The 22,786-nt window shown below is 59.0% G+C and carries 24 protein-coding genes; 12 read left to right on the forward strand and 12 right to left on the reverse strand.

The window, feature by feature from the left end; genetic code table 11:
- Positions 1 to 127: 127 nt before the first annotated feature.
- On the reverse strand, positions 128 to 736 hold the full coding sequence (locus tag AC2FIR_RS04910) for a TetR family transcriptional regulator C-terminal domain-containing protein (protein WP_170616158.1): 609 nt from the start codon (positions 734 to 736) through the stop codon (positions 128 to 130).
- Between the two features lie 170 nt (positions 737 to 906).
- On the opposite strand from AC2FIR_RS04910, the gene AC2FIR_RS04915 reads away from it, so the two are divergent.
- The 11 genes from AC2FIR_RS04915 to AC2FIR_RS04965 all read left to right on the forward strand — a co-directional run bounded on the left by AC2FIR_RS04915 (position 907) and on the right by AC2FIR_RS04965 (position 10,544).
- The gene (locus tag AC2FIR_RS04915; RefSeq protein WP_170616160.1) at positions 907 to 2,157 is read left to right on the forward strand and encodes a Zn-dependent hydrolase; all 1,251 of its coding nucleotides are present in this window, start codon (positions 907 to 909) and stop codon (positions 2,155 to 2,157) included.
- Positions 2,158 to 2,249: 92 nt separating this feature from the next.
- Positions 2,250 to 3,704: a dihydropyrimidinase gene (gene hydA, locus AC2FIR_RS04920; RefSeq protein WP_496716239.1), complete on the forward strand. Its 1,455-nt coding sequence runs from the start codon at positions 2,250 to 2,252 to the stop codon at positions 3,702 to 3,704.
- Between the two features lie 139 nt (positions 3,705 to 3,843).
- Positions 3,844 to 3,990, forward strand: coding sequence for a hypothetical protein (locus AC2FIR_RS04925; protein ID WP_496744627.1), 147 nt, complete (start codon positions 3,844 to 3,846; stop codon positions 3,988 to 3,990).
- 85 nt (positions 3,991 to 4,075) lie between these two features.
- Positions 4,076 to 4,867 (forward strand): ABC transporter ATP-binding protein, encoded by a 792-nt coding sequence (locus AC2FIR_RS04930; protein WP_170616166.1) that lies wholly within the window; start codon positions 4,076 to 4,078, stop codon positions 4,865 to 4,867.
- Positions 4,867 to 5,298, forward strand: coding sequence for a GNAT family N-acetyltransferase (locus AC2FIR_RS04935; protein WP_170616168.1), 432 nt, complete (start codon positions 4,867 to 4,869; stop codon positions 5,296 to 5,298). The genes AC2FIR_RS04930 and AC2FIR_RS04935 overlap by 1 nt, the downstream gene beginning before the upstream one ends.
- A complete protein-coding gene (locus tag AC2FIR_RS04940; protein WP_480489694.1) occupies positions 5,295 to 6,212 on the forward strand; it encodes an ABC transporter permease in 918 nt (305 codons plus the stop codon). The genes AC2FIR_RS04935 and AC2FIR_RS04940 overlap by 4 nt, the downstream gene beginning before the upstream one ends.
- A complete protein-coding gene (locus AC2FIR_RS04945; protein ID WP_170616172.1) occupies positions 6,209 to 7,054 on the forward strand; it encodes an ABC transporter permease in 846 nt (281 codons plus the stop codon). Before AC2FIR_RS04940 ends, AC2FIR_RS04945 begins: the two co-directional genes overlap by 4 nt.
- Positions 7,055 to 7,116: 62 nt before the next feature.
- Positions 7,117 to 8,112, forward strand: a complete 996-nt coding sequence (locus AC2FIR_RS04950) for an ABC transporter substrate-binding protein (RefSeq protein WP_170616174.1) — start codon at positions 7,117 to 7,119, stop codon at positions 8,110 to 8,112.
- A 156-nt stretch (positions 8,113 to 8,268) separates the two neighbouring features.
- Positions 8,269 to 8,982, forward strand: coding sequence for an ABC transporter permease (locus AC2FIR_RS04955; protein ID WP_170676683.1), 714 nt, complete (start codon positions 8,269 to 8,271; stop codon positions 8,980 to 8,982).
- On the forward strand, positions 8,975 to 9,709 hold the full coding sequence (locus AC2FIR_RS04960) for an ATP-binding cassette domain-containing protein (protein ID WP_496744630.1): 735 nt from the start codon (positions 8,975 to 8,977) through the stop codon (positions 9,707 to 9,709). Before AC2FIR_RS04955 ends, AC2FIR_RS04960 begins: the two co-directional genes overlap by 8 nt.
- Before the next feature lie 19 nt (positions 9,710 to 9,728).
- Positions 9,729 to 10,544, forward strand: a complete 816-nt coding sequence (locus AC2FIR_RS04965; protein WP_496744632.1) for an ABC transporter substrate-binding protein — start codon at positions 9,729 to 9,731, stop codon at positions 10,542 to 10,544.
- A 10-nt stretch (positions 10,545 to 10,554) separates the two neighbouring features.
- Here AC2FIR_RS04965 and AC2FIR_RS04970 read toward each other — a convergent pair whose 3' ends face one another.
- The 10 genes from AC2FIR_RS04970 to AC2FIR_RS05015 all read right to left on the reverse strand — a co-directional run bounded on the left by AC2FIR_RS04970 (position 10,555) and on the right by AC2FIR_RS05015 (position 19,733).
- Positions 10,555 to 11,427, reverse strand: a complete 873-nt coding sequence (locus AC2FIR_RS04970) for a substrate-binding domain-containing protein (protein ID WP_496744633.1) — start codon at positions 11,425 to 11,427, stop codon at positions 10,555 to 10,557.
- A complete protein-coding gene (locus tag AC2FIR_RS04975; RefSeq protein WP_496744635.1) occupies positions 11,428 to 11,553 on the reverse strand; it encodes a hypothetical protein in 126 nt (41 codons plus the stop codon).
- A 13-nt stretch (positions 11,554 to 11,566) separates the two neighbouring features.
- On the reverse strand, positions 11,567 to 12,826 hold the full coding sequence (locus AC2FIR_RS04980; RefSeq protein WP_496744637.1) for a c-type cytochrome: 1,260 nt from the start codon (positions 12,824 to 12,826) through the stop codon (positions 11,567 to 11,569).
- Complete coding sequence (locus tag AC2FIR_RS04985) at positions 12,827 to 14,032, reverse strand: formate dehydrogenase subunit gamma (RefSeq protein ID WP_496744639.1); 1,206 nt, start codon at positions 14,030 to 14,032, stop codon at positions 12,827 to 12,829. It lies immediately after the preceding gene.
- Between the two features lie 73 nt (positions 14,033 to 14,105).
- Complete coding sequence (fdh3B, locus tag AC2FIR_RS04990; RefSeq protein ID WP_037307340.1) at positions 14,106 to 14,699, reverse strand: formate dehydrogenase FDH3 subunit beta; 594 nt, start codon at positions 14,697 to 14,699, stop codon at positions 14,106 to 14,108.
- 11 nt (positions 14,700 to 14,710) lie between these two features.
- On the reverse strand, positions 14,711 to 17,605 hold the full coding sequence (locus AC2FIR_RS04995; RefSeq protein WP_170806187.1) for a formate dehydrogenase subunit alpha: 2,895 nt from the start codon (positions 17,603 to 17,605) through the stop codon (positions 14,711 to 14,713).
- Between the two features lie 130 nt (positions 17,606 to 17,735).
- The gene (locus AC2FIR_RS05000; protein ID WP_170676697.1) at positions 17,736 to 17,924 is read right to left on the reverse strand and encodes a ubiquinol-cytochrome c reductase iron-sulfur subunit N-terminal domain-containing protein; all 189 of its coding nucleotides are present in this window, start codon (positions 17,922 to 17,924) and stop codon (positions 17,736 to 17,738) included.
- 60 nt (positions 17,925 to 17,984) lie between these two features.
- Positions 17,985 to 18,596 (reverse strand): TorD/DmsD family molecular chaperone, encoded by a 612-nt coding sequence (locus tag AC2FIR_RS05005; RefSeq protein ID WP_170676699.1) that lies wholly within the window; start codon positions 18,594 to 18,596, stop codon positions 17,985 to 17,987.
- A gap of 4 nt (positions 18,597 to 18,600) precedes the next feature.
- Entirely contained in the window at positions 18,601 to 19,182 is a 582-nt protein-coding gene (locus AC2FIR_RS05010; protein ID WP_496744642.1) for a DUF3306 domain-containing protein, read from the reverse strand.
- Positions 19,179 to 19,733, reverse strand: a complete 555-nt coding sequence (locus tag AC2FIR_RS05015; protein ID WP_496744644.1) for a DUF3305 domain-containing protein — start codon at positions 19,731 to 19,733, stop codon at positions 19,179 to 19,181. The genes AC2FIR_RS05010 and AC2FIR_RS05015 overlap by 4 nt, the downstream gene beginning before the upstream one ends.
- A gap of 269 nt (positions 19,734 to 20,002) precedes the next feature.
- Here AC2FIR_RS05015 and AC2FIR_RS05020 point away from each other — a divergent pair, with 269 nt between their 5' ends.
- The gene (locus AC2FIR_RS05020) at positions 20,003 to 21,958 is read left to right on the forward strand and encodes a 4Fe-4S binding protein (protein ID WP_496744646.1); all 1,956 of its coding nucleotides are present in this window, start codon (positions 20,003 to 20,005) and stop codon (positions 21,956 to 21,958) included.
- Here AC2FIR_RS05020 and AC2FIR_RS05025 read toward each other — a convergent pair.
- Complete coding sequence (locus AC2FIR_RS05025; RefSeq protein ID WP_170616200.1) at positions 21,952 to 22,680, reverse strand: cytochrome c family protein; 729 nt, start codon at positions 22,678 to 22,680, stop codon at positions 21,952 to 21,954. The genes AC2FIR_RS05020 and AC2FIR_RS05025 overlap by 7 nt on opposite strands.
- Positions 22,681 to 22,786: the final 106 nt, after the last annotated feature.

The following is a 22,786-nucleotide window of genomic DNA, read 5'->3' on the forward strand; positions in this document are numbered from 1 at the left end:
AAGATGTTATCCGCGCCGCTTTGTTTCATTTGGAAACCACACGCGGCCAGCTTTACCTTTCATCCAGGGTTTCGGTTTGGGGCTGGTTGCAAGAAGAAGACTCTTCCTTAAGTTTGTTAACTGCTTCTCAAGGGGTTAACAGTTTGCGGTACAAGGTTTCCATGAAGGGCGCTGCGCCTTCGAACGGGTCCTCCTCACCAAGAATTGCCCGGACCTGCACTTCAAAATCGGCGTAGTGCTGGGTAAGGGACCAGATGGAAAATATCAGATGATAGGGGTGAAGACGGGCAATTTTGCCCTGATCCATCCAGGTAGTCAAAACAGCAGTTTTTTGGTCGACCAGAGACTTCAGGTCATTGGACAGATTATCCCGGATACGAGGCGCGCCCTGAACCAGTTCATTGGCAAACAGGCGGCTTTCACGGGGTAACTCCTGGCTCATCTGGAGCTTGCGGTTGATGTAAGACAGGATCTCTTCCAGCGGATCGCCGTTTTCGTCCAGATCGTGAAGCGGAGCCAGCCACACGTCCAGAAGCCCGGACAGAAGGGCGGTGTGAATCGCCTCCTTCGAAGGGAAGTAATACAGAAGGTTCGGTTTGCTCAATCCGGCTTCGGCTGCGATTTGGTCCACCGTCGCACCGCGGAAACCGTGGGCTGAAAAAACGTTCAGCGCCGCCTCGAGAATCGCTGCGCGGTTCTTTTTCTGAATTCGGGTAGGCGCACGGTCTTTTGGCATTGATCCCAGTTACCCCAATTTTTGTCCGACGGGTGCTGATTATGCTTAAATTTCCGTCGACGCGATGCAATTTCTTGACTGATGTCGAACCCGTGATAGCGTGAGTTTGACCAGATGGTCAAATCAAGACACCAAAAGCGAGCCAAATCGCAAGCAACAGGGGAAAACAGATGGCAGCTCCGGCGCAGAATCTCAGAATTAATGGAGACAGGCTGTGGGATAGTCTGATGGAGATGGCAAAGATCGGCCCCGGCGTTGCGGGCGGCAATAACCGCCAGACATTGACGGACGAAGATGCCGAAGGGCGCGCGCTGTTCCAGAAATGGTGTAAGGAAGCCGGTTGCACCATGGGACTGGATCAGATGGGCAACATGTTCGCCCATCGCGAAGGCTCTGACCCTGATGCTCTGCCGGTCTATGTTGGGTCGCACCTGGATACGCAGCCGACCGGCGGGAAATACGACGGTGTGCTGGGTGTGCTGGGCGGGTTGGAGATCATCCGGACACTCAATGACCTGGGGATCAAGACGAAGCACCCGATCGTTGCGACCAACTGGACCAACGAGGAAGGCACCAGATATGCGCCGGCCATGTTGTCCTCGGGCGTGTTTGCGGGAATGCACACGCAGGACTGGGCCTATGACCGGGAAGACGCGGAAGGCAAGAAGTTTGGCGATGAGCTGAAACGCATTGGCTGGCGAGGAGACGAGGAAGTCGGTGCGCGAAAAATGCACGCCTTTTTTGAACTGCATATCGAACAGGGCCCCATCCTGGAGGCCGAGGAAAAGGACATCGGCGTTGTCACGCATGGCCAGGGCCTGAGCTGGACCCAGATCACGGTTACCGGCAAAGACGCCCATACTGGCTCGACCCCGATGCCGATGCGCAAGAATGCGGGTCTGGCCATGGCGCGCATCCTTGAGAAAGTGGACGAAATTGCGTGGTCCCACGCGCCCCACGCGGTTGGGGCGGCAGGGCATATCGACGTCTACCCCAATTCCCGAAATGTGATCCCGGGCAAGGTGGTGTTCACGGTCGATTTCCGGTCGCCCGAACTGGACGTGATCACCGACATGGAAAACCGGCTGCGTGTTGCTGCCGAGGACATCGTGGATGAAATGGGGCTTCAGATCGAATTTGAGAAAGTCGGCGGTTTTGACCCGGTGAAGTTCGACGAGACCTGCGTTGCAGCGGTTCGAAGCGCGGCTGATCGTTTGGGGTATTCCCATACAGATATCATATCCGGCGCCGGGCACGACGCCTGCTGGATTAATCGCGTTGCCCCGACGGCGATGGTGATGTGTCCGTGTGTAGATGGCCTGAGCCACAACGAGGCCGAAGAGATCAGCAAGGAATGGGCTGCTGCCGGGGCGGATGTTCTGTTTCACGCGGTCGTCGAAACTGCGGAGATTGTGGAGTAGGGGGCTCTGCCCCCGTCGCCCGCTGGGCGTCTCCCCCGGGATACTTTTGGCCAGATGAAGCAAGCGGCGCAGACCGCAACAGGGAGTTTAACATGAGCACTGTTATCAGGAACGGAACAATCGTCACCGCCGATTTGACGTACAAGGCAGACGTAAAGATCGAAGCCGGTGTAATCACGGAAATTGGTCCGGATTTGAAAGGCGACAAGGAACTGGATGCAACCGGGTGTTATGTCATGCCCGGTGGAATTGACCCGCATACGCATCTGGAAATGCCGTTTATGGGAACCTATTCCAGTGACGACTTCGAAAGCGGCACGCGGGCGGCGCTGGCCGGCGGGACCACCATGGTCGTCGATTTCGCATTGCCGAATCCGGGGGAAAGCCTGCTGGATGCCCTGAAACGCTGGGACAATAAATCGACGCGTGCAAACTGCGACTATTCCTTCCACATGGCAGTAACATGGTGGGGCGAGCAGGTCTTTGACGATATCAAGACCGTGATCGAGACGCGGGGTATCAACACGTTCAAGCACTTCATGGCCTACAAGGGCGCGCTGATGGTGAATGATGACGAGTTGTTCGCGTCCTTCAGGCGTCTGGCCGAACTGGGCGGGACTGCGTTGGTGCATGCCGAAAACGGTGATGTAGTCGCGGAACTCAGCGCCAAACTGCTGGCTGAAGGAAATACCGGCCCCGAGGCGCACGCCTATTCCCGACCGCCGCAGGTCGAAGGCGAGGCGACCAACCGCGCCATCATGATCGCCGACATGGCGGGCGTGCCGCTTTATGTCGTGCACACCTCGTGTGAAGAGGCGCATGAGGCCATCCGCCGCGCCAGAATGCAGGGCAAGCGCGTGTGGGGCGAGCCGCTGATTCAGCATCTGACGCTGGATGAAAGCGAATATTTCAACCAGGACTGGGATCATGCGGCACGCAGGGTGATGAGCCCGCCGTTCCGCAATAAACAGCATCAGGACAGTCTGTGGGCAGGCCTGCAATCAGGATCGCTAAGCGTGGTGGCAACCGACCATTGCGCCTTTACGACCGAGCAGAAGCGGTACGGTGTCGGCGATTTCACCAAGATCCCCAATGGGACCGGCGGGTTGGAAGACCGGATGCCGATGCTGTGGACCCATGGTGTTGAAACAGGGCGGCTGACGCCGAACGAGTTTGTGGCGGTTACATCAACAAACATCGCCAAGATATTGAATTGCTATCCGAAAAAGGGCGCAGTTCTGGTGGGGGCGGATGCCGATCTGGTCGTCTGGGACCCCCAAAAGACCAAAACCATCAGCGCGGGCACGCAACAATCCTCGATCGACTACAACGTCTTTGAGGGCAAGAAGGTCAAGGGTCTGCCACGTTTCACGCTCAGCCGTGGGCATGTCGCGGTGCATGATGGTGAGATCAGGACGCAGGAGGGGCACGGTCAGTTTGTTGCGCGTGAGGCCAATACCCATGTGAACAAGGCGCTGAGCACCTGGAAAGACCTGACTGCCCCACGACCGGTGGAACGCACGGGTATTCCGGCGACAGGTGTGTGATTTGCGCGGACTACTTTGTTCAATGGCTTCGTTGCTATGTAGCGGAACTGTCGCGTATGCGCAGTCAGGTTTTCCGGTATATGGCAACAACTCGGGATGCGACGTTCACTTTGAACGCAGCACCGCCGAGGCAACAGACATGGCCTTGTTGAAAGAAGGGCGGTTGCTGTTTTACGAAACCGCCTGCGATGTCTTGGTTGTTGGAAATCAAGATGGACAGATATCGACACTGACGGCGAAATGCATCGGCTATGAAGAAACCTATGACTTTACATGGGATTTCTAAAGTGATGGACACGAGGGGTTTGTCCTTGCAAACCCTGACAAGACCTACGCGACGGTTTTGAGCGTTTGTCGGTGAAAGGACAAAAATGACAAGTAATGAACAGCCCGTCATTCAGGCAAAACAGCTGGATCTCACCTTCCAGACCAATGACGGGCCGATCCACGCATTGAAAGATGTAAACCTGTCGATCGACAAGGGCGATTTTGTCAGTTTCATCGGCCCCTCGGGCTGTGGCAAGACCACCTTCCTGCGCTGTATCGCGGCACTTGAAACCCCGACCGGGGGAACCCTGACAGTAAACGGCATGACCCCGGATGAAGCGCGGCGGAACCGGGCCTATGGCTATGTGTTTCAGGCGGCGGGGCTGTATCCCTGGCGGACCATCGCCAAGAACATCAAGCTGCCGCTTGAGATCATGGGGTACTCGGCGGCCGAGCAGGATGAGCGTGTGAAGAACGTTCTGGAACTTGTTGATCTTGAAGGGTTTGGTGGCAAGTTTCCTTGGCAGCTATCCGGTGGGATGCAGCAACGTGCCAGTATTGCCAGGGCGCTGGCTTTTGATGCCGATATCCTGCTGATGGACGAACCTTTCGGCGCTTTGGACGAAATCGTGCGCGACCACCTGAATGAACAGCTTCTTGCGCTGTGGGCGCGGACGGAAAAGACAATCGGGTTTGTGACCCACTCGATCCCCGAGGCGGTGTATCTGAGCACCAAGATCGTAGTGATGAGCCCGCGTCCGGGACGGATCACGGATGTGATCGACAGCCCGCTGCCCAAGGAACGGCCTTTGGACATCCGGGATTCTCCGGAATTCATTGAGGTGGCCCACCGCGTGCGCGAGGGGCTGCGTGCCGGTCACGGGGATGACGTCTGATGCCGGGTGAATCTATCAGACGGGCAGAGCGGGACGATGTCCCGGCCTGCGCACAAGTTATCTCGACTTGGATGAAGGCAACATGCTGGATGCCCGAAGAACTGCCCGTGGAAAAGCTTGCCGGATTGATCAATGAGGCCTTTCCGCAACGCGAAATCTGGGTCGTGGGCGACCCGGTAGACTGCTACATGTCCGTTGATCCCGTGGCGTGCAAGGTCGGCGCATTATACTGCCTGCGAACCGGCAAGGGGATTGGTAAGCGGTTGTTGGACAAGGCCAAGGAAAATCGCGATTTTCTGTGGCTGACAACACATGAGCCGAACAAGGCAGCGCAAAGGTTCTATCGCCGGGAAGGGTTTGTCGAGGCCGGAACGGAGCCGCCCGTGCCGCCCGAAACCCTGCCAGTGATCCGGATGGAGTGGCGTGCATGAAGCAGATTGTTGCCGTGTTGACAGTCGTGGCTGCTATCGTTGCCATTTGGTACGCCGCCTGTGTTCCGATGAACATCAAGGGTGTGCTGTCCGAGCTTGAGCGCGGCGGGGCCGAGGTTCAGCCGCCGACCGCCAGCGCGCGGCGCGACATGGGAGAGGCCAGGCTGGTTTTGAGCAACAGCTTTGCGATCCCCGCCACGTGGGAGCAGAAAAAACCGCGCCTGCCATCCCCGCACCAGGTCGCGATCGAGCTGTGGGAGACCACGATAGGCAAGAATATCACCTCCAAGCGGTCGCTGGTGTATCATGGTTGGGTAACCTTAAGCGCCACGATTCTGGGTTTTGTCATTGGTACCGGGCTTGGCATTTTGCTGGCCGTTGGGATTGTCCATAGCCGGGTCATGGACCTGTCTGTTATGCCCTGGGCCATTGTCAGCCAAACGATCCCGATCATTGCGTTGGCACCGATGATCATCGTCGTTCTGTATTCGGTGGGTGTTCAGGGGATTATTCCCAAGGCGATCATCTCGGCCTACCTGAGCTTTTTCCCGGTTGTTGTCGGCATGGTCAAAGGCTTGCGCAGCCCGGATGCCATGCAACTTGACCTGCTGCGGACCTACAATGCCAACACGTCGCAGGGGTTCTGGAAACTGCGCCTGCCCGCATCGATGCCGTACCTGTTCGCTTCGCTAAAAATCGGCATCGCAGCATCGCTGGTCGGCGCAATTGTCGGAGAACTGCCGACAGGTGCGGTTGCCGGTCTGGGCGCGCGGCTGCTGGCAGGCAGCTACTACGGTCAGACGGTTCAGATCTGGTCAGCCCTGTTCGCGGCGGCCATTCTGGCGGCTTGCCTAGTGGGTCTGTTGGGTCTGATTGAACGGGCGGTACTGAAACGCATGGGGATGGCGCAATGATACTGGTTTTTGGTGCAGTCCTGTTGTGGGTGTTCGGCTGGTGGCTGAACAGCCGGCTGGCCAGTGGTCCCTGGGCCGACACGCGCATGGTCAGGTTTCTGGCCCCTCTGGTTTTCGGGCTGACGGTTGTTGGCATCTGGGAAATGCTGGTGCGTGGGCTGGATGTTCCTCTGGTCATTCTGCCCGCACCGTCGGTTATCGCGCTGCGGTTTGCGGACAGTTTGCCGATCCTCTGGGCCGATTTCGTGCAGACGATCATCAAAGGCGCCTTCAGCGGATATGTGATTGGTTGCGGCGCGGCGTTTCTGATGGCGATTGCCGTGGACCGGTGGGATTTCCTGCGCCTGGGTCTGCTGCCGGTTGGTAACTTCGTTGCTGCGCTGCCGATCGTGGGCACCGCACCCATTCTGGTGATGTGGTACGGGTTCGACTGGCATTCCAAGGCCGCCGTCGTGGTTGTGATGGTGTTCTTTCCCATGCTGGTCAACACCGTGGCTGGCCTGCGCGAAGCGACAACCATGCAGCGCGACCTGATGGAGACCTATGCGGCGACCTATTGGCAGAGCTTTGTGAAACTCCGCCTTCCTGCGGCGATGCCATTCATTTTCAACGGACTAAAGATTTCTACCACCTTGGCCCTGATCGGCGCTATCGTGGCCGAGTTCTTTGGTTCGCCCATAGTCGGGATGGGCTTTCGAATTTCGACCAGCGTCGGACAATTGTCGCTGGATATGGTCTGGGCCGAGATTGTTGTGGCCGCGCTGGCCGGAACGGCTTTTTACGGGCTGGTGGCTATGATCGAAAAGGCGGTGACATTCTGGCATCCGTCACAACGAGGATAACGCAGGAAAGAATTCAACAGACCCCGAAAACGGGGCACCAATAGCAACTAGGAGAAATGAAGATGAATAAGCTACTCAGCGGGGCGGTTACAGCCTTCAGCCTGGCAGCCACTACGGCGCTGGCGGCGGACGAGGTAACGCTACAGTTGAAATGGGTCGGTCAGGCGCAGTTCGCGGGCTATTTCGTGGCCGAAGCAAAAGGCTATTATGACGAAGAAGGGCTGGATGTCACGATTAAGCCCGGCGGCCCTGATATCGCGCCGGAACAGGTCATCGCAGGGGGCGGGGCTGACGTCATCACCACATGGATGGCAGCCGGACTTGCGGCGCGTGAGCGGGGCGTACCCTTGGTCAACATCGCGCAGCCCTTCAAGACCGGCGGATTGCAGGTCAACTGTTTGAAGTCCACCGGCGTTGAATCTCCGGAAGATTTCCCGGGGCGGACGATGGGTGTCTGGTTCTTCGGGAACGAATACCCGTTCTATGCATGGATGGCATCTCTGGGAATCGAGACGGATGGTGCGGATGAAAACGGTGTTACGGTTCTGAAGCAGGCGTTTTCGGCAGATCCTCTGATTCAGGGGCAGGCTGATTGCATTTCGACCATGACTTACAACGAGTACCGCCAGATCCTGCAGGCCGGTATCACCCCGGAAGAACTGGTGACCTTCAACTACCTGCAGATGGGCTTTGGTATGCTCGAAGATGGTCTGTACGTCATGGAAGAAAACCTGGATGACCCGGCCTTTGTCGACAAGATGGAGCGCTTTGTTCGGGCTTCGATGAAAGGGTGGAAATACGCTGCCGAGAACCAGGAAGAAGCAGCCGAGATCGTGCTGGAGTTTGACGAAACCGGCGCACAGGAACTGGATCATCAGGTCTATATGATGGGTGAAATCGCAAAGCTGATCGAAGGATCGGATGGCGCGCTTGACCCCAGCGACTATGAGCAGACCGTGAAGACGCTTCTGTCGGCCGTGTCCGCGGAAAACCCTGCCATCACGAAGGAACCGGAAGGGGCATGGACTCATAAGATCACGGATGCAGCATTGAACTGACAACCGGATTACTTGAAACAACGAAACGCGGCTTGGAAACGGGCCGCGTTTTTGGTTTGAGGTGCCGCAAAAGTGTCTGTACTTACAATCATTTCCGATTAGTATTTCGTTGTGAATTGATGCAATTCTTACGAGTTGGCGTTCAAGTGGGGTGAAATGCAGGATTTTGCATCAGAATTCAGCAAGGCGATGGCTCTGATCCTGAACGGGGATACAGAGCTTTGGGCGATCGTCCTGCTATCCCTGCGCGTTTCGATCTTTGCCGTGTTGATTTCAGCCGCCATCGGCATGCCCTTGGGTGCTGCTCTTGCCGTGGCTCGGTTTCCGGGACGCCGAGTGCTGATTGTTCTGATGAACGCCCTGATGGGTTTGCCGCCCGTGGTGGTCGGGTTGCTTGTCTATCTGATGTTGTCACGGTCAGGGCCATTGGGCGTCTTGCAGCTGCTTTACACACCAACCGCTATGATCATCGCGCAGGTGGTTCTGGTCACGCCCATCGTCGCAGCATTGACACGACAGGTGGTCGAGATGCTGGCCGAAGAGTATTCGGAGCAGTTGCGCTCGCTTGGCGTGTCGCGACTGGCCTCGGTTCCGGTCTTGTTGTGGGATGCCCGGCTGGCACTTGTCACGGCGTTGCTTGCGGGCTTCGGGCGGGCCATTGCCGAGGTTGGCGCAGTGATCATCGTCGGCGGCAATATCAATCACGTGACGCGGGTCATGACGACCACCATCGCGCTTGAGACATCCAAGGGCAATCTGGCGCTTGCGCTGGCCCTTGGGGCGATCCTGATCGGAATTGCGGTAGCGGTAAATGCCATGGTCAGCGCGCTGAGCCTCAGGGCCGAGCGGGAAGGATTACGCCATGCGTGATCTGGCCGGTGAAATGTATAGAAAACTGCAGGTGAAGGATCTCAGGATCGCGCGCGATGGCAAAGATCTGCTGAACGTGCGGGAACTAACTTTGGACGGGCCTGGCCCGACGTTGATCCTCGGGCCAAACGGGGCGGGTAAAAGCCTTCTTCTCAGGTGCCTGCATGGGTTGATCGCGCCGGACGGTGGTCGAGTGTTTCAGGACAGCGTGCCGTTGAATGCCGAACACAAGGCGCGTCAGGCGATGGTCTTTCAACGGCCGGTTCTGTTGCGCCGCTCAGTTGCGGGCAATTTGGGCTTTGTGCTGAAACGACAGGGGCTGAACCACGCTCAGCGCAGGGACCGAATTGCAGAGCTGCTGACCGAGGGCGGGCTGGAATCCAAGGCGCGTCAAGCGGCACGATCCCTTTCCGGAGGTGAGGCGCAGCGATTGGCCATCCTTCGTGCACTGGCGACATTGCCCGATACATTGTTTCTGGACGAACCGACCAGCGCACTTGACCCAGGCGCGACGCAGAAAATCGAACAGATGATCTTGCGGGCTTCCATGCGGGGCGTCCGCATCGTGATGGTGACGCACGACATCGGTCAGGCCCGGCGATTGGCGGCAGATGTGGTCATGATGCAGGCTGGTCATGTGGTTGAACATGGCGCCGCCAATCAGGTACTTGAGGCGCCGACAAGCGAAGCCTCGCGACGCTACCTTGATGGCGGACTGGTCACTTGAAAACTCGACGGAGAACTGAATGATCCGAAACTTCATTCGGGCAGCGGTTGTAGCGTTTGGCCTGCAGCTTGCCCCCGCGCAGGCGGAAGCGCCGTTTATCATCGTTCAATCGACCACATCGACGCAGAACTCGGGCCTGTTGGATTACATCCTGCCGGGTTTTGAAGCGGAAACCGGAATTGATGTTCGGGTCGTCGCGGTCGGCACAGGGCAGGCGATCAGGAATGCGATCAATGGGGACGGTGATGTCCTTCTGGTGCACTCAAAGCCCGCCGAAGAGCAATTCGTTGCTGACGGCTGGGGCGTCGAACGCTTTGACGTCATGTACAATGACTTTGTGCTTGTAGGGCCCAAGTCGGATCCGGCCGATATTCGCGGCGGCTCCGATGTTCTGGCCGCCCTGTCTGCGGTGGCCGAGGCCGAGGCCCCTTTCGCCTCACGCGGGGATGACAGCGGAACCCACAAGGCCGAAATGCGTCATTGGGCCAGTGCAGGGATTGATCCGACCAAAGCGTCGGGGAGGTGGTACAGTGAAACCGGATCGGGAATGGGCGCCACGCTTAATGTGGCAAGCGGGTTGCAGGCCTATGCGCTGACGGATCGGGCCACCTGGCAGTCATTCGGAAACAAGGGCGATCTTGAAATTCTTGTCGAAGGTGATCCGCGCCTTTTCAACCAATACGGCATTATTCTGGTTAACCCGGAAAAGTACCCGGGTGTCAGGGCCGCTGCCGGACAACGTTTTATCGATTGGCTGACAGGGCCTGACGGACAGGCCGCCATCGGGTCCTACCAGTTGGACGGACAACAGCTGTTCTTCCCAAACGCCAGATGAAAGCAGGCAATCAGCCACTGGCCCCGTTATGATGGACTGTTCCTATGCGGGACAGATCGTATCCGCCGAATTCGGCTGCTCTGGTGGCAAATCGTTCTGATCGCAGGAATCCCAGCAGCTTTTGCAAGGGAGCGTCAAAATAAGCGCGGCGCCAGATTGCAAGGTCCAGCCTCTCGGTATGCGTCGGGACAAAACCAAGATTATACAGTCCGGCCAAGGCCCCCAATCCGAATCCGACCTCGGCTTTGGCATCGTGCAGGGCCACAGCCAGTTCTTCCTCGGTTCGGGCGCAGGATGGCAGCGCGTCCAGATCATCCCGAGTGAGGCCGCAGGCGGACAGTTGACCGTCGAACAGATGTTGGCTTGCCGCACTATCCTGACGGAGTATGACCCGCCGCGCTTTCAGGTCCCCAAATTCCCTGATGCCCGACACGCCTGGGGCCAGCAACAGACCGCGCTGTCTTTGCGCGATCTCGATAAGGACAACCGGTGCTTCGCCGAAGGCGTTGCGCATCGCCTGGGTGTTGAACCCGTTTTCTTCGTGGATATGCAACACGGCAGCCTGCGCGCTGCGATCTTTCAGGCGGTTCAGGCCGTCGAAAGACCCATCGTAATATGTTGCCAGACCCGATCCGCTTTCCCGCAAGGCCCAGTCCAGTAGGGGATCGTGACTGCCTGCGACAATCGGGGGAAGGGGCGGTTCCGCGACCTGCGGCCCGGATCTTGACGCGTTCAGCCAGGCGATGACCTCGGCTTGGGGGAACAGCAGCTTGCCCATCGCGCGCACGCAAGGCACTTCGCCCGAGGAGGCCAGATCATAGGCCTTCCGCTCACCAATGCGCAGCAGGTCGGCCAGTTCTTTTGTGGTCAGGTAGTGGGACATTCAGTCGAGGCGCACCGCGGAACCGGCCCCTGCATCCGCAGCACTGAACCCGGCCTGTTTCAGAGCATAAGGCGCGCTGACGGTGATAACGACCATCGCCGCAACGGCGGCAAGAAAGGCTTTCATGGTTCCCTCCAGCTCAGTTTTCCGGTGCGGTGGCGTGGCGCAGAAAGTCGATCAAATCCACTCTGTCCTGTGACCCGGCGATCCGCTGCATCGGCATCTTCGATCCCGGAATGTAATGGTCCGGACCCTGATCGAACAAGGCATTAATTGTGTCCTCATTCCAAACGATATCAGAGTCTTGCAGCGTGTCCGAGTAGAAATATCCGGGCAGGGTGCCTGCCTGCCGGCCAAAAACGCCGTGCAAAGTCGGTCCGGCCCGTCGTTCACTGTCGGGGGTCAAGCTGTGGCAGATCGAGCATTTTCGGGCAAACTGGCGTTCGCCATTGCTCATCTCATCAGGGTTTTTAAGGAAGCTGGGTTCGGCTGCCGCCATTTGTTCCTGATCCCCAAGGGCGGCGACGGGCCAGCTGTACATCGCCTCGTCAATGCCGCCGGCATGGATGTTCTGACCGTCCGACGAGAAGGCCAATGCCCAAACCGGCCCGCGCAAGGTCGCCCGGAAATCCTGCGCGATGCGCCATTCGACCGTGTCGATCACCATGATGTAGCCTTCGCCGTCGCCCACCGCCAAAAGTTTGCGATCGGGGCTAAGCGCCAGCGCAAGGATTGGACGGCGGTCGAGTGTAAAGTCGCGTTCTTCGTCGGTTGTCAGGTCCAGGATGCGTGTCACACCATCCACGGCACCATAGGCGATCCAATTGTCAGTGGAGTTCAGAACCAGTTCGTTAATACCGAACCCGTGTTCGACCATCCGGTCAGTTTCCTGTCCACTGGCAACGTCCCAAACGCGCAACGTACCGTCCATGCCCGCCGAGTATAACGTGGCCCCATCCGGCGAAAAGGTAACGGCATTCACGCCGCTTCCCGCCTGAAGTGTCAGCGAGGCCGAACCATCTTCTGGCCAAATCCCGATGGTTCCGTCCCAACTGGCCGTGGCCACATGCGTCTTCGAGGCGGCGACCCCAACGACCTTGCCTTTGTGTTGGCCGACGATCTCTCCGTCCGGCCAGCGACGCAGCGTGAAATCGTCTCCGGCGGAATAGACAGCACGGCCGTTGAAGGCGACGGAATTGACGGCGGCCTCGTGCCCTTCAAGCCATTGCGGCTTGCGGTCCGACCACAGCCCGACCGAGTTGTCGAAACTGGCAGTCGCAATCCGTCCGTCCGGCGCAGCGGCGATCCCCATGATCGGCCCGCCGTGACCCTTGAGCGTGAAAAACTCGGCCAAAGCCGGGAAGGGGATCAGGGCCAGTGCTATGACCAGCTTGCGCATCTATTCCGCGGGCGAGGCCGCTGCCTTGCCAGCCTCTTTTTCCTGGACGTCTTCCAGCCACAGCGAATGATGCTCGCGCGCCCATTGTTCCTCGACCTCTCCCGTGCCCATGGCGTCAAATGCGCCCTCCATGCCGACCGAGCCCAGATAGATATGGGCGATGATGATGGCGATGAACACATACGCGACCATCACGTGCCAGACTTGGGCATACTGCATCTCTTCCTGCGGGGACATCTGCTCGGGCAGGGTCAGGCCCAGCATTTGCGGAAGCCCGGTCGCGTTGGCGACCGAGAAGGTCTTTGCGAACATCGGCAGTTCAAAGGGGAACAGAAGCGACAGACCGGACAAGCTAATTGAGACGCCAAGCAGGATACAGGCCCAGAAAATGATTTTTTGGCCCGCGTTGAACTTCCAGGCGGGCGGGTGACTGCCTTTGGAAAACAGACCTCCTCCGGCAGCTAGCCATTTCAGGTCGGTCCGGTTGGGGATATTGTGGGCGATCCAGTTCACCGTGACGATGATCAGGCCCAGCATGAAAGCCCAAGCGAGGTTGTTGTGCAGCCATTTGCACCCCTGAGCAATCGTTGCAAACCCTTCCTTGCCGACAAGCGGGATCAGGAAGTCGCGGCCGTATAGCGTAAGCAGACCCGTAACGCCAAGGATCAGGAACGACCCGGCAAACAGCCAATGGCCAAACCTTTCAAATCCATTGAAGCGGGTCACCGTGCGGCCGGTCCTTTCGCCATCGATGCGGATTTTCCCGCGGATCAGGAAAAACAATACGATGACCGCCAGCATTCCGCCCACGATATAGGTTCCGTATTCGCGCAGCGGTCCGGTTCGAAAGTTCAGCCACCACATACCGCCGTCCTGGATCAGTACTCCGGCTGCTGGCCCTTTGGACGACACCGTCACGTCTGCCGAGCCATAGCGAAGGGCGCGATAGACATCGCTGTCCGAGGCAACACCGCGCGTTCCCAACTGGCCAAGCAAGCCTTCGGCGTTGCCTTGGCCGGTATTGTCCGAGCGATAGCTGTTATCCACCCTTTCGCCGCGCTGACGCGCCAGGATGTCTTCAAGCGTTGTCGCGCCGCCAGTCGCTGACCTGTCGGCAGGGGCGGGGGCTTGGGTTTCACTTGATTGGGCGACGGCGATCTGGGCCATCGAGAATGTCAGCAGCAATACGGTGAGCAAGCGGAACATCTGAACCTCGGTCAAAATCCCTAGTCAGACGACCCGGCGCAGCGGGTCGTCTGTTTGGTTCAAGAATACGGTTTTATCCGTCTTTCTGGTCGTAGGCCGTGCCCCAACCCCAGGCACCCGAGCCAAATCCACGGGCGACGACGCGCTCGCGGTAGATGGCCGAGACCACATCGCCGTCACCGGCGAGCAGGGCCTTGGTGGAACACATTTCGGCGCAGATGGGCAGTTTGCCCTCGGCGATCCGATTGCGACCGTACTTGGCGAACTCTGCGGTCGAGTGCGTTTCCTCGGGGCCGCCGGCGCAGAAGGTACATTTGTCCATCTTGCCGCGCGATCCGAAGTTGCCAGCCTGCGGGTATTGCGGCGCGCCGAACGGGCACGCGTAGAAGCAATAGCCGCAGCCGATGCACAGGTCCTTGGAGTGCAGGACGACGCCTTCCTCGTTCTGATAGAAGCAGTCGACCGGGCACACCGCCATACACGGTGCATCCGAACAATGCATGCAGGCAACCGAGATCGAGCGTTCGCCCGGATTACCGTCATTGATCGTCACCACTCTGCGGCGGTTTATGCCCCACGGCACCTCGTGTTCGTTCTTGCACGCGGTCACGCAGGCGTTGCACTCGATGCAGCGTTCAGCGTCGCAGAGAAACTTTGCTCTAGCCATTATCGTCCTCCTTACGCTGCCCAGATTTTGCAGAGAGTACACTTGGTCTCCTGCATCTGGGTCACTGAATCATAGCCATAGGTCTGGGCGGTGTTGGAACTTTCACCCAAGACATAGGGATCGGCACCAGCAGGGTATTTCGCCCTGAGGTCTTCGCCCTGGAAATGGCCGCCGAAGTGGAAAGGCATGAAGGCCACGCCGGCACCGACCCTGTTGGTCAGCATCGCCATAACCTTGACCTTGCCACCTTCAGGACCTTCGACCCAGACCTGTGATCCGTCACGAATACCAAGGTTGTTGGCATCGCGCGGATTGATCTCGACGAACATGTCCTGCTGCAGCTCGGCCAGCCACGGGTTCGACCGCGTCTCATCACCGCCGCCTTCATATTCGACAAGACGACCTGACGTCAGGATTATCGGGTAATCCTTTGAAAAGTCGTTCTTCTGGATCGAAGCATAAAGGGTGGGCAGGCGATAGGCATGCCGGTCCTCGTAGGTCGGATAGTCCTCCACCAGATCGCGCCGGTTCGTATAGAGCGGTTCGCGATGCAGCGGGATCGGATCCGGGAAGGTCCAGACAACCGCGCGGGCCTTGGCGTTCCCGAAGGGCGCACAGCCATGAGCGATCGCGACCCGCTGGATACCGCCGGACAGGTCGGTCTTCCAGTTGGTTTCCGGCCCCGCAACGGCGTCGATGGCCGCGCGTTCCTCGGCCGTCAGATCGCCATCCCAGCCAAGGTCCATCAGCATCTGCATCGTGAATTCGGGATAACCGTCCTGAATTTCCGATCCAACGCTATAGACCCCTTCAGCCAGCAGGTTGTCGCCGTCCCGCTCCACGCCAAAGCGGGCGCGGAAGGTCAGGCCGCCTTCGGCCACCGGTTTGGACATATCATACAGGTTCGGTGTCCCCGTATGACCCATTTCCGGCGTTCCCCAGCAGGGCCAGGGCAGACCGTAATACTCACCGTCGTTCGGGCCACCAATGGCTTGCAGCGTTGTTCTGTCGAACGTGTGCTGGTTGGCCATATGGCTTTTCAGACGTTCCGGCGACTGACCGGTGTAGCCGATGGTCCAGAGGCCCGAGTTGAACTCACGCGTGATGCTTTCAACATTCGGGGTTTCCGGGTCTTCCATCTCGATATTGCGGAAGAACCGATCCGCCCAGCCGAACTTGTTGGCGAACTTGGCCATGATGACCTCGTCCGGCAGGCTTTCGAACAGCGGATCAACCACCTTGTCGCGCCACTGCAGCGAACGGTTCGACGCCGTGACCGAGCCACGGGTTTCGAACTGCGTGCAGGCGGGCAACAGGTAGACCCCATCGGTGCGGTCATGCAGAACGGCCGAGACGGTGGGATACGGGTCGATCACGACCAGCATGTCCAACTTCTCCATCGCCGTTTTCATCTCCGGGCCTCGCGTTTGCGAGTTCGGAGCGTGACCCCACAGAACCATGGCACGGACGTTGTTGTCCTGATCCATGTTCGCCGGGTCTTCCAGGACACCGTCGATCCAGCGGGAGACCGGGATGCCACGTTCGTTCTGAAGTGGTTTGTCCTTGCCTTCCTTGTCCTTGATCGTGGCGAACTGGCCAGCCAGCCATTCCGGTTCTTCACCCCAGACGCGGGCCCAATGGCCCCAGGCGCCGGCTGACAGGCCATAGTAGCCGGGCAGGGTGTGTGACAGAACACCCAGGTCCGTCGCGCCCTGCACGTTGTCATGGCCGCGGAAGATGTTGGTCCCACCACCCGAGGTGCCCATGTTACCCAAGGCAAGCTGCAACACGCAGTATGCGCGTGTGTTGTTGTTGCCGTTGGTGTGCTGCGTACCGCCCATGCACCAGATCACGGTGCCGGGACGGTTGTTGGCCATGGTCCGCGCAACGCGCTTCAACTGCGAGCCCGGAGTACCGGTGACGCGCTCGACCTCATCCGGGTTCCACTTGGCAACCTCTTCACGGATCTGGTCCATGCCCCAGACACGGGTGCGGATGAACTCTTTGTCTTCCCAGCCGTTGTCGAATATGTGCCACAGGATACCCCAGATCAGCGCAACGTCTGTGCCGGGGCGGAAGCGGACATATTCATCTGCATGCGCCGCGGTACGCGTAAAGCGCGGGTCGCAGACGATCAGCGGCGCGTTGTTCTGCTCTTTCGCGCGCAGAACGTGCAGCAGCGAGACGGGGTGCGCCTCGGCCGGGTTGCCGCCGATGATGAAGATGGCCCGGGAATTATGGATGTCGTTATACGAATTGGTCATGGCGCCGTAGCCCCATGTATTCGCAACACCCGCAACAGTGGTAGAGTGGCAGATACGGGCCTGATGGTCCACGTTGTTCGTGCCCCAGTAGGCGGCGAACTTGCGGAACAGATAGGCCTGTTCGTTGTTATGCTTCGCGGACCCCAGCCAGTACACGCTGTCCGGCCCGGATTCCTCGCGGATGCTCATCATGCCGTCGCCGATCTCGTTGATCGCCTCTTCCCAGCTGATGCGCTTCCACTCGCCGCCTTCCTTTTTCATTGGATACTTGAGGCGACGCTCGCCGTGGGCATGCTCGCGGACCGAGGCCCCCTTGGCGCAGTGCGCACCCAGGTTGAACGGGCTGTCCCAACCGGGTTCTTGCCCGATCCAGACACCGTTCTGCACTTCGGCGACGACTGTACAGCCGACCGAACAGTGGGTGCATACGGATTTGATATTCTCAACGGCCTGGTTTGCCGCTGTCTGGGCGCTGGCTGGCGTCACGGTTCCACCCGTGGCGCTGATCGCGGCAAGGCCGCCGATCGTCAGGCCCGAGCCACGCAGGAATGCGCGGCGATCGACGGTTTTTTCGCCGACCTGGGACAGGATACTTGTCCGCTGGGGGCGTCTCGCAACCCCGTTGGTCTTTTTCCTAAGCATTGTTTTCCTCCCTTGCTGGCCATGTGAGCCATGGCTGGCTTGGTACTGCTGAAGCCGACGTCAGGGCCAATCGCAACCGTCAGTCGGGTGTGACGTCGTCCGGATCAGACCCGGGCGCTGTCGTCGCGGCTCAGAAGCGCGCGCTTTTCAAGTATGCGCGCGTATGCGCTGTGTCCTGAATCCGGGTCTCGTCCGTCGGCAGCTCGGCTGCCTCGGCTTTCCCGGTCAGGCTGGCGGCGGCAACGGCAGCGGGTGCTGCGGTACCGGCCAGTTTCAGGAAATCGCGGCGTGTGGCGCCGTCTTCCTTGGTCTTGCTCATGGGCTCCTCCTTCCCAATTGCGATTTAGCGCCGTTTAGGGCGCTGGCGAATGGCAGCAAGTTACGCTGCCGTCATCCGGAAAGCCTCCCGCTCGATCTCCATGAAAACCCGGCCTGCTGTTCCGACCGAGGCATAGAGAACCGAAGCTTCGGCGGCTTCGAGATCCGAATAGAAATGCATGGCCCATGGGCCGATGTGCTTGTTCCAGAACACCTTCTGGTCCTCCAGCGTGGCAGGCGCGCCAAAGCGCCCGACGATCATGCCCGCCATCATCTCCATCAGCGACGCGATGTTGTCTTCGGGTTCAAACACGTTTTGCGCCCGCGTAATCCCACGCGCTGCCATGTCGTTGCGTAGATGGGCCAGTGGTTTCTCGTTCAGGAAACCCGTCAGGTAGAAGCTGGCATAAGGCAGCAACTCGCCCCGACCCAACCCGATGAACAGCGCATTGAATTCCCGTTCCGCCGCTGCGGGTTTGGTGACTTTGGCAACCCTTGCCATGGCCTGAATGGCCTTGCCCAGTTCAGTGTCGTCGCCACCCAATCCGGCCATCTGATCCAGCAGCAACTGATCCGGCGGGCCCGCCAACAGCAAACCAAGAAAGTTGTAGAAATCCGCGCGCAGTCGGTCTTCGGCCGAGACATCCAGGTTTTGCGCGTTGCTTGCGGTCATTGGGTTATCCTTCGAATTCAAACGTCATACGGCGCGGGGCAGGGTTTAGTTCGGTATCGTCAGGCGTATCGCTTTCTGCGACCTGTACAGGTTCCGGTCGCGTGTCGTCATCGAATGCGGGTTCGTCCCGGACCTCGGTGATCACCTCGTTCTCGCCTTCGGGTGGACGTTCTTCTTCATCACATTCGGCGGCCAGCGCCTCGACATGGGCCAGCATACCTTTGCCGACCTGATAGGCCGTCTGAATGTTCTCGATGACGCATGCGGCGTCCGTATAGTCCTCACCGTAGTCGACCAGCCCGTCCACATTGGCCAGAACCGGGTTCAATCGCCACAGGCGTCGCAATGCACGTCGGCGGAGGCGGTCGGGGACGGCCTGGGCCATGAACCCTGAAATGTCGTCACCGGGTTTCAGATCATCCGGGTCCGGCAGATCGAATGCGGCAAGAATCTCCGCATCTGACTTCTCTTCCAGCTCTGCCTGCTGTTCTGCCACTTTCTGCGCTTCGGAGGAGGTGCGTTCAGCCTCGGCTTCAGCCTGAACGGCAGCCTTGCGGCGGGACCAGAAATCGCGCACTTCCGTCATTGCACGATCCTCCGCGGCGCGCGATACACGTCCGAGGCCTGCCGAATGCGCGCATCCCCTTTTCCATCTTCCACCAGATCGGTCCGTTTCTTGTCGCGGCGGCGTTTGATGAACACCTCATCCCGGTGATGTTGCAGGGTAAAGTCGCGCACCCACGCAATCAGACCCTCGCTCATGGGGATTTTTTCGACGATCTCTTCTCCGGTATCTGCATAGTCCTGACCTTCAAAAGGAGAAGCCGTGATCAGAACCGCATTCAACGGATGATCTCCGTCAAGCTCGTCCCGCAAGACCAGATAGACGGACGGCTGAATGTCAGCGAGGTTCACCATGTAGGCTTCGGTTTCGTCTGCCCAGAGCGTCAGCGGCAGGGTGGCTGCGTGGTACTCCACTGCTTCCCCCTCGCGGCGCAATTCCTTCCAATCTGCAGGTCCTGCTCCGGGCAAAGCCGCCACAGCACGCCAACTCCACCGCGCCCAACGGGTCACACCCGGTGTTTTGCGCACAACAACGCCAACCGGCATTTCGATCTGATTTGCGGCCCTGGCCACCTAATCCTCCCCGAAAGGCTCTCCCCTGCCTTCCTTGGTGTCCACTATGGTACACAATACGGCTTTTCGCCAAGCATCTTATTAGAGCGAAACATGACAATTGATCACCACAAGTTTATTTTTTAACCAATCGGTAATGAATTTTGGTGCCCGGGCGAGGGTTATGCGGGGTCGATCCGGCGAATAAACCCTTCTTTGGTGGCGTGGACATTGCCTCACTGCGCATACGGCTTAATGTGCTGAGGGTGGGGAAAGCGATGGGGATGGATATGGCCATAAAGATGCTGCTTTGCGATTGCGCAGGAACCCAATCGCTGGATGCGGACAAGGTGGCCTCGGCCTGCGACGTGGCGTGTTCCAAAATTCACAGCGCGCTGTGCACGCGGGAACTGGAAGCCGCCGCCGCTGCGCTGAAAGGCGAGGATACGACAATCATAGCCTGCGGGCAGGAGCAGGACGTGTTTCGTGACCTTGCCGACGATCTGGGTGTTGAAACGCCCGGCTTTGTCGATCTGCGCGACCGCGCAGGTTGGTCCGAACAGGGGCAGGATGCGGCACCCAAGATGGCTGCGCTGGCCGCCGAAGCACTGCTGCCGCAACCGATCACTCCCAGCGTCGATGTCGTTAGCGAAGGGACCTGCTTTATCATTGGGCCGGGCGAGGCCGCTTTTGCGCTGGCCGGGCGCTTGTCAGATACTTTGGCGATCACGGTTTTGGCCACGGATGACGCTGTACCGGTCTCCAGATCGTTTGACGTCGTGCATGGGGAACTGCGCACGCTGAATGGGGCGCTTGGTGCGTTCTCGCTGAAGCTGGACAGGTTGAGGCAGTTGAAACCCGGCGGGCGGGGCGCGTTCGGTTGGACCGACGCAAAGGATGGCGCGCGATCGGTCTGCGACATTGTGATCGACCTGACCGGCGGCACCCCATTTGTTCAGGCCCCGGCCAAGCGCGAAGGCTACCTGCGCACCGATCCGCGCGATGCGCTGGCCGTCGAAAGGGTGGCGTTTGATGCGGCGCAATTGGTTGGAACGTTCGAAAAGCCGCTCTATGTTCGTCTCGATGAAACCCTTTGCGCCCATTCCCGGGCGGAACAGGTGGCTTGCACGAATTGTCTGGACATTTGTCCGACGGGTGCAATTACTCCGGCCGGAGAACACGTCGCAATAGATCCGATGATCTGCGCCGGATGCGGCGAATGTTCATCGGTTTGCCCGTCGACGGCGATCACCTACGAGGATCCGCCCCTGGCCGCTTCACTGTCCCGGATGCATGTCCTGGCGCGCACCTACCGAAGGGCCGGAGGCATCGCTCCGCGTTTGCTGGTTCACGATGCCCATGGGGCCGAGATGATCCGGCTTGCTGCCCGGTTCGGTCGGGGCTTGCCTGCGGATGTGATCCCGCTGGAACTGAGCGTGATCTCGGGCTTTGGTCATGCGGAAATGCTGGCCGGTCTGGCCCACGGATTTGCACGAGTCGATGTCCTGCTTTCGCCAACGACCGAAAAGGACGCGCTGGACAAGGAACTGATGCTGGCGCAGGCCATTGCCGATCCCGAGTGTCTTGGTGTGATTGATGAAACTGACCCGGATGCACTGTCTGACCGTCTTTACGATCAGCATGTCCCGCAGGCTTTGACCGATCCGGTCCTCCCCTTGGGAAATCGTCGGCAGGTCGCGCGACTGGCAGCGCAGGCGCTGAACCCTGGCGCCCATGAGCCGATCACTTTGCCACAGGGCGCGCCATATGGGGCCATTGCTGTTGATACGGATGCCTGCACGCTGTGTTTGAGCTGCGTGTCGCTGTGCCCGTCCGGCGCATTGGTCGACAACCCGGATATGCCGCAACTGAATTTCCAGCAGGACGCGTGTTTGCAATGTGGCCTGTGTCGGACGATCTGCCCCGAAAAAGCGATTGCTCTGGTCCCGCAGCTGGACCTGAGTGACAAAGCCCTGTCTCAGCAGGTGTTGAACGAGGAAGAACCCTTTGCCTGCGTCGAGTGTGGAGCGTTGTTCGGTGTGAAGTCCACGGTCGAGCGCATTATGGACAAACTGTCGGGAAGCCATCCGATGTTTGCCTCATCCGAACAGGCGCGGATGATCCAGATGTGCGACAATTGCCGTGTAAATGCGCAGTTTCAGCACCAGGACAATCCTTTTCAATCCAGCCCAAGGCCGCGTGTTGTCACCACCGAGGACTACTTCTCGAAGCGAAAGGATCACTGATGCTGCAGTGGCGCGCCCAGATCGGCCGCGCGGATGTTCGATACGAAGGCGAGGATGGCCTCCAAGTCCTCCAGCGTGATTTCGACCGGGTGAATAGGCGAGGGCCGGGTCGGATCGAACGGCGGTGTCAGCCCCGCGATTTGCGTGAACGAAGGGTGCGGGTTCAGCGCAAAGAAGGCTTCGAACCGCTCCGACCAGTCGGGCATGGCGCGCAGAACCGCAAAGGAAGGGGTCGAGCCCAGACCGTTCATGCGGTTGCGCGGACCAATAACATGACACCTTCCGCAATGGGTAAACGACAGCTCGCGCCCGATCTCAGTGTTCGCGTTCGTTGCCGTTTCTTCTGCAGTTTCAACGGTGTCAAACTGCGTATCGAAAGGAGGGCCCTGATCCGGCACAAAGCTTTCGATCGTGCGCTTTCCAATGTCCGACAGCATCCAGTCCTCAAACCGGACCTGGCGGGGGTCATCCTGAATACGAAGATGGTAGGTGACGCCATCCCGGGCAAAGACGGGCTTACCCGGCGGGGAGGCCGCCACAGACATTATCCCGTTTTCATCGGCGATAACCCGGATTCCGGTCTTGAGGGAAAAGCGCGGAAGAATATGTTGCAGTAGACCCGAGTCCCTCACCTGATCCGGAGCCGCAAGCCCAAGCGCCTCTTGCGATAACGAAGGGGTGGCAGACAGCGACAGGCTTAGGCACAAAAGGATGGCACGCATCCCCCAAGCCTAGCGGCGACTGGCGGATAGCGTCAAATAAACTGAAAAAGACGGAGACACATGCAATGACAGGCGATACCCACACCATGGGGCGGAACAAGGAAAC

Source organism: Ruegeria sp. CDSB136, from assembly GCF_059610965.1.